The sequence below is a fragment of the Pseudoalteromonas sp. OFAV1 genome, assembly GCF_021532595.1.
GTDB lineage: Bacteria > Pseudomonadota > Gammaproteobacteria > Enterobacterales > Alteromonadaceae > Pseudoalteromonas > Pseudoalteromonas lipolytica_C.
This window is the reverse complement of sequence record NZ_JAKGBG010000003.1, coordinates 69971-86467: the sequence shown is the minus strand read 5'-3', so window position 1 is coordinate 86467 and position 16497 is coordinate 69971. Positions and strand designations below refer to the sequence as shown.

Genomic DNA, 16497 nt, shown 5'->3' with positions numbered 1-16497 from the left:
ATAATGAGTGAATGGATTGTATCAATCTTACTGTTAATTGGTGGTTGCTTTATTTTGATTGGTTCGATTGGCTTAGTGAAAATGCCAGACTTTTTTATGCGTTTACATGGGCCAACTAAAGCCACTACTTTAGGAATGGCATCATTACTTATCGCTGCAATGGTGTATTTTAGCTATCACCATGATGGAGTGAGCGTTAAAGAGATCCTAATTTCAATTTTCTTACTGATCACCGCACCTATCAGTGGTTACATGTTGATTAAGTCAGCTATTCATCACAAACTTCGCGCTAAAGAAGGTACCAAGGGCTTAGACAACGTTGAGGACGATTAAAAACTAATCGTGCTAACAGGGTGAAGTACAAGGGTGCTTTTATTGCGCGAGCAGATCGCATAAAATGCCCTGTCATTTAGCACAGTAGGTAAATAGATCATTATGCGAGTAGCACTTGGAGTAGAGTACAACGGCGCCCGTTACAGTGGTTGGCAACGTCAATCACATGTCAATAGCGTACAGCAAGAAGTAGAAACGGCGTTGTCGCGGATTTGTAATCACCCAGTCGAAATCGTATGTGCTGGCCGCACTGATGCTGGTGTTCACGGCACAGGGCAAGTGGTTCACTTTGACACTCATGCAGAACGTGAAATGGTTGCATTCACAATGGGCATGAATACCCTGTTACCGAAAGATATTTCTATTCGGTTTGCCGAGCCTGTCAGTGAAGATTTTCATGCTCGTTTTAGCGCCACAGCTCGTCGCTATCGTTACGTTATTTATAATTACACCTATCGCGGTGCAATCATGAGCGAAGGGGTGACGCATTTTCATCACCCACTCGATGAAACTAAAATGCAAGAAGCCTGTCAGTATTTAATTGGTGAGCATGACTTTACCTCTTTTAGGGCACTGCATTGCCAAGCGAATACAGCAAATCGTACGATTCACCATTTGTCGGTAAAACGCCAAGGTGACTATGTGATAATTGATATTAAAGCGAATGCATTTTTACATCATATGGTACGAAATATTACTGGCTGTTTGATGGATATTGGTCTGCATAAACATGAACCAGTCTGGTTAAAAGAATTACTTGATTTAAAAGAACGCGCTAAGGCAAGTGCCACAGCAAAGGCTGCTGGTCTTTACTTAGTGGATGTGGATTACCCTGAACACTTTGGTATTCCTAAAACACCATTAGGACCTCTGTTTTTACCTGATTCAGATAGTTAACTGAAAGTGCTGCACTACTAAGACCAGTTTTTTATATCGTCTACGGGTAATTCATGTTTTAATTGAAAAAATCTGTCTGTTTAATTACTAGAAGTAGTGCATCGAGCATACTTGATTAAACAGACTGCGACACAGAACAGCATTTAAGAGAGTTGCAAATGAGTTGGTTAGAAAAAATCTTACCTAAAACGACTAAATCATCAGGTCGTAAAGAAATCCCTGAAGGGGTTTGGGCTAAGTGTACAGACTGTGATTCAATTTTATACAAAGCAGAATTAGAAAAAGCACTCAACGTATGTCCTAAGTGTGATCATCACATGCGCTTAAGTGGCCGTAAACGTTTAGAAAACTTTTTAGATGATGCTGATCGTCACGAAATTGGTGCTGAACACGAACCAAAAGACGTATTAAAGTTTAAAGATTCTAAAAAATACTCTGACCGCATCACCCAAGCACAAAAAGCAAGTGGTGAAAAAGACGCACTTGTTGCAATGAAAGGCCGTTTAAAAGGCATTCCTGTTGCTGCTGTTGCATTTGAATTCTCATTTATGGGTGGTTCAATGGCGTCAGTAGTAGGTGCACGTTTTGTTGAAGCTGTTGACCAATGCTTAGAGCATGATATGCCACTTATTTGTTTTTCTGCATCGGGTGGTGCACGTATGCAAGAAGCCCTTATGTCATTAATGCAAATGGCTAAAACAAGTGCTGCGCTTGCAAAGATGAGCGAAAAAGGTTTACCGTTTATTTCAGTATTAACTGATCCAACAATGGGTGGTGTATCTGCATCGCTGGCAATGCTTGGTGATGTGAACGTTGCAGAGCCTAAAGCATTAATTGGTTTTGCGGGTCCTCGCGTAATCGAGCAAACAGTACGTGAAACGCTACCAGAAGGTTTCCAACGCAGTGAATTCTTGCTAGAGCATGGTGCAATCGACATGATTGTTGACCGCCGTGAAATGCGTGACACCCTTGCACGTATCTTAGCGAAATTTATGAACTTGCCTTCTACTGAACAAGAGCATAGAGTAGCGTAAATTTCAGCTTAACTGATTAAACGCTATGACAGAAATCCTTCCTAGCCAATCATCAAGCCTTGATGATTGGCTTTGTTATTTAGAAAGTGTACATCCAGCCAATATCGAAATGGGTCTTGAGCGCGTAGACCGTGTGGCAAACCAAGTCGGCTTACTCGATACATCAAGCAAAATAATCCTTATTGCAGGTACGAATGGTAAAGGAACGACAGCTCGTTGCTTAGAAAGCTTACTGCTTGCACAAGGTTTTAGTGTCGGGACTTATGCTTCTCCGCATCTTATTCGTTACAACGAACGCGTGCGTATTAATGGCCAAGAGCTTGATGATCAATACCATGTTGATGCTTTCGATATGCTCGAAAAAGGCCGAGGTGACACACCACTGACTTATTTTGAATACGGAACACTGGGCGCTTTAGCTATTTTTAAACGCCATGCGGTTGATTATGTACTCTTAGAAGTGGGTCTAGGTGGTCGTTATGATGCTACTAATATAGTCAATCCATATGCTTGTGTGATCACCACCATAGATTTAGACCATAAAGAATACCTAGGTGATACTCGTGAACTTGTTGGGTATGATAAAGCCGGTATTTTCCGTACCAATACGCCCGCAATCGTTGGCGATTTAGCTATTCCACACACAGTAACTGATTACGGTAATGAAATTAACGCCGATATGGTGTTATCAGGTCGCGACTTTAAATTTACAGAAGACAGTGAAGGCTTTAATTGGCAATACAAAGCCAATGACTGGCGTTTAGCTAAACCTGCGATCCCTTGTCAAAATGCTGCCACAGCATTGACTCTACTTAGTAAGCTTGATTTATTACCAAATGAACAACAAGTAAGAGACTGTTTAGCAAACTTAACGGTTGAAGGTCGCTTTCAGCAGCTAAGTGAGCAACCACTTATTTTTACTGATGTAGCTCATAACCCAGAGTCGGCTCGTTATTTAGCACGTAAATTAAGCGTGTATAAAGATCAAGGGTTTAAAATTCATGCATTAGTCGCTATGCTTGCAGATAAAGATAAAGTGGCTGCTATGTCGGCTGTGGCCGATGTAGTTGATGAATGGTCGTTGGCGAGTTTAGACTGTTTTCGCGGAGATACCGTCGAAAACCTTGCCAGCGCATTAGCAGAAACGCCATCAACAGCGCCTAGCACCCATTATAAGAGTGTTGAAGCTGCATTAGATGCAATGTTACCAAAGCTAGATAAAAGCACCTTATTGATTGTGTTTGGGTCATTTATAACTGTGGCTGCTGCTATCAATTACTTTAAAGAATAGAGAGGAAATCGGTGAACGCAGGGTTTATTAATCGCTTAGTAGGAACCACCATTGTGGTTGTAGCGGCTATTGTCTTCATTCCAAATATTTTGGACGGAGAGAAAGTTCATCATGCAGAAAACTTTAAAGCGATCCCTGACCGCCCTGAGTTCACCACGATTGACTTACAACAAGCTATAGACAATAAAGTGGCATCAGCTGAGCAACCCGCCGAAGTTGCTGTTGAAGATGTTAAAGCTAATGATGCCGAGTTAACGGCAACAGAACAGCAATCATTTAGCGATGCCCCGAAAATGATTGAAGCATCAATAGATGAGCCTGTGATTAATAAAGCTGAGCCAAAAGTTGCAGTGCAAGAGCCTGCAAAGCCGGTCGCTAATACTCCTGAGCCAACCCGTAAGCCAGAAGAAAACCTCACCAAAATGGCGTATGTTATTCAATTGGGGAGTTTTTCTCATGCACCTAATGTGAAATCGCTTCAAGAAAAACTAAAAGCGAATGGTTTCAAAACTTTCACGCGCCCGATAAAAACCCCGAACGGCACACTGACAAAAGTCTTTGTAGGTCCTTCACTTAACAAGAAAGAGTTAGAGAGTAAGCTTCCTGAGTTAAAGCAGTTAACCAAGTTAAATGGTAAAGTTACTCAGTTTGAAATTACAAAGTGATTTAACTTTGAAGCGCCCGAAGGGCATGGCTAAAACGTATTTATTCTGCGTTATTGATTTTGCTAATGGGTACACCATTACCTACAATCAATGCCTTGCCTAAATACGTTTTATCTCATGCTGAATTCTTGCATCTACAGGTGGTTCTTATACCCAAACCACCTGTAGATCCATGATTCAGCGCTATCACAGGGCTTTCAATACACGGCGTGGCAATACAGGAATGTAGGTACCTTTCAAGTTGCCACAACACAGTAGTGGAAGCTCTGTGAAGCGCCCGAAGGGCATGGCTAAAACGTATTTATTCTGCGTTATTGATTTTGCTAATGGGTACACCATTACCTACAATCAATGCCTTGCCTAAATACGTTTTATCTCATGCTGAATTCTTGCATCTACAGGTGGTTTGGGTATAGAATGCGCCCCAAATTAACGACTAGTTGGTTCTTATGATCTGGGTTGATTACGCCATACTTGGCATTATTGCACTATCCACTATCATCGGTTTAATACGTGGCTTTATAAAAGAAGCAATGTCTTTAGCGGTGTGGGCTGGCGCATTTATCATCTCTAGTTTGTTTTACCAATATTTAGCATCCTTCCTAACAAGTATTTCAGAACCCCTTTTAAGAAATGCAGCCGCAATTGCCATATTATTTTTTGCGACACTCCTGTTGGGTGGTTTACTAAACTATATTTTAGGTGAACTTGTACAGCGTACTGGTTTATCTGGCACAGACCGTGTTTTTGGCATTGTGTTTGGTGCTCTTCGTGGCGTGTTGGTCGTGAGCGCGTTACTTTTCTTTCTTGATGCTTTTACCGGTGCACCAAATACGCATTGGTGGGGCAACTCTATTTTGATTCCAGAATTTGGCTTTGTTGTTGAGTGGTTCTTTTCGTACCTCGAAAACAACTCAAGCTTTTTAAATTCGGTAAACCGTTAATCGGCGAGGATAAATTTAATGTGTGGTATCGTTGGCATAGTCGGCACTTCTCCTGTTAATCAGGCGTTATATGACGGCTTAACTGTTTTGCAACACCGTGGTCAAGATGCAGCGGGCATCATTACCATTGAAAACAACACGTTTAGCTTACGCAAAGCCAATGGCCTAGTGAAAGATGTGTTTCATACCCGTCATATGAAACGTCTGCAAGGCACTATTGGTATTGGCCATGTACGCTATCCGACAGCTGGTTCATCTAGCTCGTCTGAGGCGCAACCTTTCTATGTTAACTCGCCATTTGGTATTGCGCTTGCGCACAATGGTAACTTAACAAATGCAGAAGCATTAAAGCAGCAATTATTTTCAGAAGCTCGCCGTCATGTTAATACAACATCAGACTCTGAAATCTTACTTAATATCGTGGCGCATGAGTTAAGTAAGTCAAATAAGCTTAAGTTAGATGCAGAAGATATTTTCACCGCGGTAACCGAAGTTAATAACAAAGTGACAGGTGGTTATGCAACAATTGCAATGATCATTGGCCACGGTATTGTTGCTTTTCGTGACCCTAACGGTATTCGTCCATTAGTTTTTGGTAAGCGTGAAACTGCAAATGGCACTGAATATATGTTTGCATCTGAAAGCGTTGCATTAAAAACTGATGGTTTTGAGTTTGTGCGTGATGTTGCGCCAGGTGAAGCAATTTACGTTACTGAAGACGGTCAGTTTTTCTCGCAAGCGTGTGCAGAAAAAGCTACTTACTCACCATGTATCTTCGAGTTTGTTTACTTTGCGCGCCCAGATTCAACAATTGACCGTATGTCTGTTTATGCAACGCGTGTAAACATGGGTACTAAGTTAGGTGAAAAAATCGCTCGCGAATGGGCCGACAAAGACATCGACGTTGTTATTCCAATTCCTGAAACATCATGTGATGTAGCACTTGAGATTGCCTCAGCTCTTAACTTGCCATACCGCCAAGGTTTTGTTAAAAACCGTTACATTGGCCGTACTTTCATCATGCCTGGTCAAGAGATGCGTAAGAAATCAGTTCGTCAAAAACTGAATGCTATTGACCGTGAGTTCAAAGGTAAAAACGTATTACTTGTTGATGACTCAATTGTTCGTGGTACAACGTCAGCACAAATCGTTGAGATGGCTCGTGAGTCAGGTGCAAAGAACGTTTACTTCGCTTCAGCTGCGCCTGAGATTCGTTTCCCGAACGTGTATGGTATCGACATGCCATCGGCTGCAGAGTTAATTGCTCATGGTCGTGAAGTTGAAGATATCAATGCTAGCATTGGTGCGGATGGTCTTATCTATCAATCGCTAGATGACTTGATTGCGGCGGTTAGCCAAGAGAACCCTGAAATCACTCGTTTCGAAACGTCTGTATTTGATGGCCAGTACATCACCGGCGATATTGATCAAGAGTACCTAAACCACATTGACCGTTTACGTAACGATTCAGCAAAATCAACGCGTGAAAATGCTATGTCTGCGGGTTTAGAACTTCATAATCAAGAAGAAAATAGCGCTGACTAGTCACTGTTTTCAAGATGATAAAAAAGGAGCTTTACAGCTCCTTTTTTGTTTTGGAAAGAAAGGAAATAATAATGAAATCAAGTAAACATGGGGTGAACAATACCGTTTGTCCAGAGTATAGCTGTTGCAGCTAAAATAATTACTAACAGAATAAGCCCGCAAGTAACGACCGAGCTTGCATAAATAAAACCTCTTTCCTCAGGAATGTGCATGAGAATAGGCACGCCTGTGTAAAGTAGGTAAACAGAATAGGCAAGTGCAACTAAGCCAACACACACTACAAACCAAAGCTCTGGCAAAAATGCTGCAAATGACGACATAAACACTGGCGTTGCTGTATAAGCGGCAAGTTCTAGGGTTTGTGTGAAAGTGGGTTTAGCACCAAATGTTACTGCCATCCAATGAGCTAGATAAGCAAGCGCAAATACGCCTACTATGAGTGCAAAATACATCGCTACTGCGATCATCAATGCACTATCATGGGTTAAAAATACAGCTTCACCAGAACCAATACTCCATCCTAAGTGAACCGACGAATAATAGCCCATAATTGAAGGGATACATGCAATTAATAGGATATGAGATAGGCTATAGCGCAAACTCTCATGGCGATTATCAATCGTTTGCCATTCTTCGAGTGGATGGGCGTATAAGCCCCATAAGTGGTTTAAAATCATAATTGTTGCCCCTGTAAAAAAGGAATAGTAGCTGTTTTATTTTTGTACAGCTTTGATTAAGTTATGGTTCAGTAATTAAATCTTGTCAAGAAGCTGAAATAATCGAAACAGTCGATTGAATGTAACTCTTTAGTGCATATAGGAAATTACTTTGCACTGATATGGGTCATGGAATGCAGGCTTAATTATGTGGTAAAATCAAACCAAGATTTTTGATGAGAAGTTATTCAGTGCCTTATTCTGATTTGTTAGCGCCAATTCATGCTTTTTTAAAGTGCGAAACGCCTGATGAGTGGATTGCTGCGGCAACCAAAAAAGAAAACTTAGATATAGTTTTAATCGATCACCTTATTTGTGAGTTAAAAGCGGCGCAAAGCGCGATGTTCTTAATTCGCAAATATGCCGTTGATAAAGAAAGTAGCGACGCTTTACTTGAATGGTTGAAGCCTTTTGAGACACTTATTTACAAGCGTGAAGGTGATTGGCGAGAGCTTGCAGATAAAAACAAGCTGACTAAGTCGATGATCCCAAAATCAAACTCTCCATATGGGCAAGATCTCATTGATAAAATGGTCATGCTTATTAAAGAAGAGCTGCACCACTTCTATCAAGTGTTGGAGATCATGGATGAGTACGGCATTGAATATAAAAGTATTACTCCGTGTCGTTATGCTAAAGGCATGCTTCGCCATGTAAAAACTTACGAGCCAGATGCTTTAGTTGATAAGTTAATTATCGGTGCTTACATCGAAGCCCGCTCTTGTGAGCGTTTTGCTAAATTAGCCCCGCATGTTGATAAGCGTTTAGGTGATTTTTATATCTCACTCCTGCGCTCTGAAGCGCGCCATTATCAAGATTATCTAACCCTTGCGCAAGAAATCAGTGAGTTTGATATTACTGAGCGTGTTGAATTTTTTGGTCAACTTGAAGCTGAGCTTATTTCAACCCCAGATGAAGACTTTAAATTTCACAGCGGTGTGCCTGCATAATATATTAAATCAGAGCGCCTGTTTGGCGCTCTAGTTCATTTATCTTGCCAAGTTTAGTGGGTTTTACCCCTATTCAAATTAGCTAATTCTCATTACTTTTCTAATACTTATTCATTTGTTGTTTTAGTAAATAATTTGTACCTTTTAAAATCTTGCACTACCTTTGACCTAGGTTGCTATTAACATTCGTAAAATAGAATCATAAGTTGTTAAAAGGAGAAGTCATGCGTGATTCTAATGTGCCTTTCGAGTTTAAAGAAGATGCTTCTGAACAATCGTATGCCCAAAAAACATGGAAAGTTTTAACGGTTGAAGATGACTTAAACTACCAACAAGCATTACTAAACAGTTTTAATGCCATATCTCTAGATAACAATGAGTCTCTTGAGGTATTAACGGCAAATTCAGTGTCAGAGGCATCGTCTGTTTTATCGCGCCATAAAGATATCGCTATTGTATTTCTTGATGTGGTAATGGAAGAAGATGATTCAGGCCTAAGGCTTGTAAATACCATTCGCCACGTTTTAGGCAATAACGATATACGCATAGTGCTATTAACAGGACAACCAAGCTTTGCTCCTGAACCACAAGTAATGCAATCGCTTGATATTGACGAATACTGGAATAAGTCAGATATGACGGTAGATAAGCTTAAATCTATCGTTAGTAGCCATCTTCGTACGTATCAATACATTTCGCAAATCTCAAGTGCTAAACAAGGACTGCAGCTAGTGCTCGATGCAGCAAGAAGCATTAATAGTAAACACGATATACGTGCGTTTTCTCACGCGGTGCTAGATGAAATAGGTAAAATTTTGCACCTATCTAAGGGAGGCGGCGTATTATGCGTTGGCAATGAAATGCACTTTGATAAACACCCCAAAGTTATAACTAGTATCGGCTGCTATAGAGGGCTTGATGGTAAAGAGCTCAGCACAGATGTGCTCAGTGAAGAAGCACAGGAATCGTTTATTTCAGCCAGAGATAAAAAAGAGCATGTGTTTTCTGAGCATTACAGTGTTTTTTATTTTGATACCGCAGACGTTGATATTAGCTATTACATCACGATTGTTAAATCAGATGTTCCCATCGACGAGCATAATGTATTTTTACTAAAGGTATTTAGTGAAAATGTCAGTACAGGCTTTTCGAATATTGCACTGATGAACCGGCTTACTGAGCTTGCTTACACCGATATAACGCTAAACATGCCCAACAGGAACTGGCTCCAGCGCGAAATCGATAATATGAACAAATACGAACAAGCAGAAACTCAGTTAGTGGTGTTTGAGATACTTCAGTTTGACGAAAAATCTTTTCGGTTTGGCTATGAATTTTGTAAAAAAACACATCTAAAAATGCGCGAGAATATTTTGCAAGCCTTAGCGCCATATCACCCTCGTATCGCTGTTTTTAAAAGTGATTGTTTAGGTGTTTTAGTGTCAAGCCATGCATTTGAAGATGAAAGTATTATTGACTCTTTAAAACGTCAATCTTTTGAAATTGATGGGGTAAAACAGTTTTTAGATGTGCGTATTTTAGTTATGCAGCTAATCGCCTTTGAAGATCATAACGCAGAGCAAATATTCAATTTAGCAGAGTCTACTCTTAATGATGAAAACTCACAAAGAGCTGAGCTTCTCTATTATACGTTAGATAATACCAAAGCAATCACCCGGCGCTATGAGCTTATGCAAGAGTTGCGCACTGCAATTCGCAACAAAGAACTTCAAGTAGCCCTACAGCCTAAGATTAATTTAACCACAGATGAAGTGATTGGTTTTGAAGCATTGGCGCGATGGCAAAGAGATGATGGAACATTTGTCAGACCCGATGAGTTTATTGCACTTGCCGAAACTGCAGGGCTTATCAGTGAGTTAGACAAACTTATTTTCGATAAAATAATGCAGACGATTAAGCAATTTGCAGAGCAGGGCGTTAGTTTGCCAATCGCGTTTAATGCATCGACGTTTGATTTGTTAGCCGATGATTACTTTGTTGAGGTTGCAGCACGCATTGAGGAGTATGGCATTTCACCTTCGTTACTTGAGCTTGAAGTAACAGAGACTCAAGCGATTTTTAACTATGAAAAGATCAATACATGTTTATGTCGTTTTGCGGGCTTGGGTATAAAAATTAGTATTGATGATTTTGGTACTGGCTATTCGTCACTTGCCCATATTAGCGAAATTCCTGCGCAGATAATAAAAATAGATCGCTGCTTTGTAACCGATATTCAAGAGTCAAAATCTAACCAACACATTATCGAAATGATAATGTTGCTGGCAGAAAAATTCGGCTTTGAAGTAACAGCTGAGGGCATTGAAACAGAAGCTGAACACAACTGGCTTATTGAAGCTGGGTGTTACATAGGGCAGGGCTACTATTACGCAAAACCCATGTTTTATGATGATGCATTGCAGTGGCTAAAGGGCAGGTATAATTAACTATTATGGTAGAAGTAACAAGCCAATATAAGTCACTGAAAAAAAGTCTACTTTTTAAATTTATGGTGATGGTTGCTGTTAGCTTATTAATTAGCTTGATGGTTTATGTGATCCAGTATCAAATACAAAAAAGTAGTATCACGCTTTTGCAAGATAACACCTTACTTGCCGCTCATAACACCTTAAGCAGAGAGCTTGGCGATGTGCGAAAAGTGGTTAAGTTGCTGGTGGCCGATGACATATTAAAGCAAAGTGATGAAAACGAATTACTTGAGCAACAAATACAAACCCATTTTGTGAACTTTGGTTTAGCCGCAGAAAACATTTCTCAAATTCGTTGGTTAGATAGTGAAGGCCAAGAAAAGTACCGTGTTAACTTTAAGGCAGGACAAGCAGAGCTAGTACCAAAACAACAGCTACAAAATAAAAGTAGTCGTTATTATTTTACCGAGGGGATGGAGCACAGTAAGGGGGACGTTTATATCACGCCAATAGATTTAAATGTCGAGCGCGGCGCAGTTGTTACACCACATGAACCAACATTAAGAGCATCTTATCGAACCATAAGCGATAGCTTTATTCTAAACGGGTTAATTGTTGTCAATTTTGACCTGTCGAAAACTCTACAGCAAATAAAGTCACTCAGTACCATGCAAGCACAAATACAATTAATTAATGGTGAAGGTTATTGGTTGTTACATCCACGCAAAGATAAAGAGTGGGGGTTTATGCTGGAGCAGCCGATGCTGACACTCGGTAAAGAAGATAGCCAATTATGGCAAGTCATCACCCAGCTGCCAAAATCTCAGGATCTTATTGCATCGCATAGTCATGCAACTAGCTTTTTAAAAATGACCTTAGATAATAATAGCGCAAATGGTACAAACGATATTATTGTACTGGTAAAGGCTGATGATTCGGTGCAAAACGAGATTGTTTTATGGTCTTTTTTTATTGCTTTTGCATGTGCTGTAAGCTTGATATCAATTTCTGGCTTATATCTGAAACGCAGTTATCGTGACCAACGTCAGATTATTAAAGCCAGAGCACACTTAGAGCACGAGCAGCAGGAGCTGTTAGCAGCCAATACTAAATTACAACGTTACATAAAACAGCAGCATCAATTACAGGGTGAGCTTATTGAAGCACAAAGGTTGTCATCACTCGGTTTAATGGTGGCAGGTGTGGCCCACGAAATGAATACACCATTGGGTGGTGCTGCTATTTCACTATCAAATGCGCAATTAATTAATCAACAACTCAAAGATAAAATTGACCAAGGGTTCACAAAACAGTTTTTAGAAACGAGTGTTGAAGGTATTGCCGATAATTTGTCGCTCTCAAAAGTAAATTTAGATAAAGCGATCGCTCATGTGAAAAGCTTTAAAGAAATGGCCCATGATCGGTCAAACGATCAATACATTAGCTTTAATGTCGAAAAAGTCATCGATGATCTACTACTGGGTTTAAAATCTCGCTTTAAAGCCTCAAAAGTAACCATAGAAACTAAAATCGATGTCAAAAAAGACATTATTAGTCGCCCTGGGATTATCTCTCAGGTTATCGAGAGTTTAATCGTTAATGCAATTTCTCACGCCTTTGACGAGGTTGATAACAAACAAATTCAATTGCATGTACATTTAAATCAACAAGGTGACCTTTGTATTAGCGTTTCTGATAATGGTTGTGGGATTGATGACTCTTTGCGTAGTAACTTATTTGACCCCTTCGTGACTACATCTAGAAACCATGGTCATACAGGGTTAGGTTTGTATCTTGTGCATGAATGGGTTACGAGTGTTCTTAACGGAAAAATCCAGCTAGTTGCAAGCAAAGACCTACCTGAAGGAATAGCAACCCAGTTTAAGATAACCTTGCCAGGCTTGAAAAAGAACAAAATTAGTTAGCATAGGTTTTTTCATATAGTTGCGTAATGTGACTAATTTCTTTTTCATTCAGTTTATAATGCTTCAGTATCTCTAAAAGCTTGCCTGACGCCGTAATTGCTTTAAGACCTAAAGATAAACTTTGCTGAAAAAGCTCAGCCTGAGGGTGATTTTTATCAGTAATCACATGTAAGTGTTGAGTAGCAAGATAGGGGGTAACTATTTCTAACTCTGTTTGCTTTGCTTGCTGTAGGCGTTCGCTATTATCGAGCCAATACAAGGCAACTTCTTTTGTGCCTGCAACTAAATCAACACGACCATGCTTTAATAGCAACAAGCTCTCAATCAAGCTACCTGTGGTTGTCACGCTAAGGTTTGGGTGGTGCTCAAATTGCTCACTTACCACATAGTCTTCACCTTTACTGATTGTATATGGCTTTAATGAATACAAAGAGCCAGTGTAAGTTATTTTGCTATCAACACGCTTGAATAACACTGTATGTGCGGTTGCTAATGAAGGTGAATATGTAAAATCTCTCGCTCTTTGCTTTGTATAAAAAGCACCTAGCACTGCGACACGTTTATGGCGCGTGGCAAGCTTTAGCGCGCGAGCCCAATGTGTGTATTCAATAGTGGCTTGATGTTTTTGTGTTTTCAGTGCTGCGATGATGACTTCGTGCAGCCAGCCCGGCTTATTTGGCTCATCAATAAAATAAGGAGGAAACGGCTCTGTGACCAATTGCCAAGTTTGGCAATTGATTGAAAAGCTAATTAGTAAACAACAACATAAAAGGCTTAACCGACTCATCATAGATAATGCATTTTTTGACAATACTGGTTAAAGCATAGTTAAAAAATTGGTTATTTAAAGGGCGTGTGGACTAGTTTTTGCTGCTCTGGAGTAGCTCTTAAGTATGAACCTTGCTCATACCAGTCACCCAGTACAGTGCGGGTTAGTGTTTTTCCATTTTGCTTATAGTGATGCACATTAGGGCGGTGGGTATGACCATGGATCATATTCTTAACCTGATGTTTTTTAAACATGGCTAATACCGCATCTTCTGTAACATCTAAGATTTCTAATGCTTTACCAGCTTGGCTTTGTTTTGATTTTTCGCGGGCGTTGCGAGCAATCTTCTTGCGATACCAAAGCGGCATAGCAAGCATTAATTTTGGCCACCACCAACCACGGCTTTTTTTGCGAAACTTTTGATATTCAACATCTTGGGTGCACATTTCATCACCATGCAGGATAACCGTTGGGGTGCCGTATAAATCAATAACAACTTGTTCGGGTAATAAAGTCATACTCGCGCTTTTGGCATAGCCTTCACGCATAATGAAATCGCGGTTACCATGAATAAAAAACACCTTAGTACCACTTTCACTTACCTGGCTTAAACGTGTGGCAACGCTCACTGAAAGGTCAGTTTGATAGTCATCACCTACCCATACTTCAAAAAAGTCACCTAAAATATACAGGGCATCAACGTCATCATTAATAATCTTGCTATCAAGAAAATCAAAAAATGCCGCAGTGATGTCTGGGCGGTTTTCTGTTAAGTGGAGATCGGCAATAAAATAACTTTGTTTCATGGTTACTCGCAAAAAAGCGGGCAAAGGCCCGCTTAAAAAAGTACTAAACGATTAAATTAGCTAACCGTTACTTTTTCGATAATTACATCTTCAAGTGGTACGTCTTGGTGGAAACCTGCGCTGCCAGTTGCAACACCTTTGATTTTGTTTACCACGTCCATACCTTCAACAACTTCTGCAAACACGCAGTAGCCCCAGCCTTGTGAAGTTTCACTGCTGAAGTTTAAGAAGTCATTGTCGTTAACGTTAATGAAGAACTGCGCAGTTGCTGAATGTGGATCCGGCGTGCGCGCCATTGCTAATGTGCCTACTTTATTCGCAAGACCATTGTTTGCTTCGTTTTCGATAGGGTTGTTTACTTCTTTTTGAACCATACCTGGCTCAAAGCCACCGCCTTGTACCATAAAACCATCAATTACACGGTGAAAGATAGTGCCGTTGTAAAAGCCAGAGTTTGCATACTCTAAGAAGTTTTTAACTGTGTTTGGTGCATCGTTTTCGTGCATTTTGATGGTGATGTCACCAAAGTTTGTGTGTAGTACAACCATGAGGTTTCCTATATCTGGTTTAATAATGGCACTATTTTATAGTAGTTGTCTTTGATTAACAAAGAGCTTGTTTAAAACGATTAACAAAGTGCTTATTCAATTGATAAAGCGCTAGAGCAGCGGCTTTGCAAGTGTTAACATAGAGAATCTCGAAACACCGTTAAGGACATTTTATAAATGGTACAAATTTACAACACACTTACGCGACAAAAAGAGCAGTTTAAACCCCTTGTTGATGGCAAAATCGACATGTATGTGTGTGGTATCACCATTTATGATTACTGCCATATCGGTCATGCACGTACATTTGTAGGGTTTGATGTAATTGTTCGTTACCTTCGTCACATCGGCTACGATTTAAAATATGTACGTAACATCACCGATGTTGACGACAAAATTATCAAACGTGCTAACGAAAAAGGCGAGTCTATCAATGATTTAACGACTCGCATGACTAAAGCAATGCATGAAGACTTTGACAGCTTAAATATGTTGCGTCCTGATGTTGAGCCAACCGTAACAAACCATATGGATGAAATCATCGCTATGGTTGAACGTTTAATTGCGAAAGGCCATGCCTACATTGCAGCTGATGGTGATGTATTATTTGATGTCTCTACATTTGAGCAATACGGTGCTTTATCACAACAAGACTTAACCATGCTACAGGCTGGTTCACGTGTTGAAGTTGCACAAGATAAGCAAGATCCACTTGATTTCGTGCTATGGAAAAAAGCCAAGCCAGAAGAGCCGTCATGGTCTTCACCATGGGGTGAGGGTCGTCCAGGATGGCATATTGAATGTTCAGCAATGAGTTCTAAGCACTTAGGCGAGCACTTTGATATTCACGGTGGTGGTTCAGATTTACAGTTCCCACACCATGAAAACGAAATTGCTCAGTCATGCTGCGCAAATAACGGCAAGTACGTTAATACGTGGATCCACACAGGTATGGTTCAGGTTAATAAAGAGAAGATGTCTAAGTCTTTAAACAACTTCTTTACCGTACGTGACGTATTAAAAGAGTATGATGCTGAATCAGTTCGTTATTTCTTAATTTCAGGTCACTACCGTAGCCAGCTTAACTATTCGCAAGAAAACCTTGAGCAAGCACGTTCGTCACTTGAACGTATTTACACTGCATTGCGTGGCGTAACGCCAATCGAGTGCGATTTAGCTAGCAATGAATATGTGGCTAAATTCAGAAAAGCGATGGATGATGACTTTAACACCCCTGAAGCACTACCAGTATTATTTGAATTAGCAAAAGAGCTAAACCGTGTTAAAGATAGCGATACAGAGCAAGCAGGTAAGCTAGCTTATGTACTACGCAGTGTTGCAGAGGTACTAGGCGTTGCACAACAAGACCCAGAAGCCTTTTTGCAAGGTGGCCAAGCTGACGACGAAGTAGCACATATCGAAGCGTTAATAGCAAAACGTAACGAAGCTCGTGCCAGCAAAGATTGGGCGGCAGCTGATGAAGCGCGCGATGCACTTAATGCACTCGGTGTGGTACTTGAAGATTCAGCTGGTAAAACAACATGGCGTAAAGCTTAAGTATCCACCGAGATATTACAAATTGAAAAGGTTGCCAAGAGGCAACCTTTTTTGTTTTTAACTGGGCATAGCTATTGACCTAAACCTT

Annotated in this window: 15 protein-coding genes; 11 read left to right on the top strand and 4 right to left on the bottom strand. The window is 40.4% G+C overall.

The genetic code is table 11. From position 1 onward, the window contains the following. The 7 genes from L1267_RS02565 to purF all read left to right on the top strand — a co-directional run bounded on the left by L1267_RS02565 (window position 1) and on the right by purF (window position 6709). Window positions 1-333, top strand: coding sequence for a Na+/H+ antiporter subunit G (locus L1267_RS02565; RefSeq protein ID WP_135923966.1), 333 nt, complete (start codon window positions 1-3; stop codon window positions 331-333). Between the two features lie 102 nt (window positions 334-435). After that, the gene (gene truA, locus L1267_RS02560) at window positions 436-1230 is read left to right on the top strand and encodes a tRNA pseudouridine(38-40) synthase TruA (RefSeq protein WP_135923967.1); all 795 of its coding nucleotides are present in this window, start codon (window positions 436-438) and stop codon (window positions 1228-1230) included. 158 nt (window positions 1231-1388) lie between these two features. Further along, entirely contained in the window at window positions 1389-2264 is an 876-nt protein-coding gene (gene accD, locus L1267_RS02555) for an acetyl-CoA carboxylase, carboxyltransferase subunit beta (RefSeq protein ID WP_135923968.1), read from the top strand. A 25-nt stretch (window positions 2265-2289) separates the two neighbouring features. Continuing rightward, window positions 2290-3555, top strand: a complete 1266-nt coding sequence (gene folC / locus L1267_RS02550; RefSeq protein ID WP_138557818.1) for a bifunctional tetrahydrofolate synthase/dihydrofolate synthase — start codon at window positions 2290-2292, stop codon at window positions 3553-3555. Window positions 3556-3566: 11 nt separating this feature from the next. Then, a complete protein-coding gene (locus L1267_RS02545; protein WP_235382035.1) occupies window positions 3567-4220 on the top strand; it encodes an SPOR domain-containing protein in 654 nt (217 codons plus the stop codon). 449 nt (window positions 4221-4669) lie between these two features. Then, on the top strand, window positions 4670-5164 hold the full coding sequence (locus tag L1267_RS02540) for a CvpA family protein (RefSeq protein ID WP_135923971.1): 495 nt from the start codon (window positions 4670-4672) through the stop codon (window positions 5162-5164). A gap of 18 nt (window positions 5165-5182) precedes the next feature. Then, window positions 5183-6709, top strand: a complete 1527-nt coding sequence (purF, locus tag L1267_RS02535) for an amidophosphoribosyltransferase (RefSeq protein WP_135923972.1) — start codon at window positions 5183-5185, stop codon at window positions 6707-6709. Between the two features lie 77 nt (window positions 6710-6786). Here purF and L1267_RS02530 read toward each other — a convergent pair whose 3' ends face one another. Next, on the bottom strand, window positions 6787-7386 hold the full coding sequence (locus L1267_RS02530) for a Yip1 family protein (protein ID WP_135923973.1): 600 nt from the start codon (window positions 7384-7386) through the stop codon (window positions 6787-6789). A gap of 230 nt (window positions 7387-7616) precedes the next feature. Here L1267_RS02530 and miaE point away from each other — a divergent pair, with 230 nt between their 5' ends. From miaE to L1267_RS02515, 3 genes are all read left to right on the top strand, one after another. Further along, window positions 7617-8375, top strand: a complete 759-nt coding sequence (gene miaE / locus L1267_RS02525) for a tRNA isopentenyl-2-thiomethyl-A-37 hydroxylase MiaE (protein ID WP_135926255.1) — start codon at window positions 7617-7619, stop codon at window positions 8373-8375. 224 nt (window positions 8376-8599) lie between these two features. After that, window positions 8600-10822, top strand: a complete 2223-nt coding sequence (locus tag L1267_RS02520) for a GGDEF/EAL domain-containing response regulator (RefSeq protein WP_138558168.1) — start codon at window positions 8600-8602, stop codon at window positions 10820-10822. A gap of 5 nt (window positions 10823-10827) precedes the next feature. Beyond that, window positions 10828-12729 carry a sensor histidine kinase gene (locus L1267_RS02515; RefSeq protein ID WP_235382034.1) on the top strand — a complete coding sequence of 634 codons (1902 nt, stop codon included), beginning with the start codon at window positions 10828-10830 and terminating at the stop codon, window positions 12727-12729. On the opposite strand, the gene L1267_RS02510 is transcribed toward L1267_RS02515, so the two are convergent. Genes L1267_RS02510 through ppiB form a run of 3 tightly spaced genes read right to left on the bottom strand, consistent with a single transcriptional unit; the run spans window position 12722 to window position 14852 of the window. After that, on the bottom strand, window positions 12722-13519 hold the full coding sequence (locus L1267_RS02510) for a transporter substrate-binding domain-containing protein (RefSeq protein WP_235382033.1): 798 nt from the start codon (window positions 13517-13519) through the stop codon (window positions 12722-12724). The two genes, L1267_RS02515 and L1267_RS02510, sit on opposite strands and share 8 nt — an antisense overlap. A 50-nt stretch (window positions 13520-13569) precedes the next feature. Next, complete coding sequence (locus L1267_RS02505; protein WP_235382032.1) at window positions 13570-14304, bottom strand: UDP-2,3-diacylglucosamine diphosphatase; 735 nt, start codon at window positions 14302-14304, stop codon at window positions 13570-13572. A gap of 56 nt (window positions 14305-14360) precedes the next feature. Next, a complete protein-coding gene (gene ppiB, locus L1267_RS02500) occupies window positions 14361-14852 on the bottom strand; it encodes a peptidylprolyl isomerase B (RefSeq protein WP_135923978.1) in 492 nt (163 codons plus the stop codon). A 177-nt stretch (window positions 14853-15029) separates the two neighbouring features. Between ppiB and cysS the strand changes: the two genes are divergently transcribed. Beyond that, entirely contained in the window at window positions 15030-16409 is a 1380-nt protein-coding gene (gene cysS, locus L1267_RS02495) for a cysteine--tRNA ligase (protein WP_235382031.1), read from the top strand. The last annotated feature ends 88 nt before the right edge of the window (window positions 16410-16497 follow it).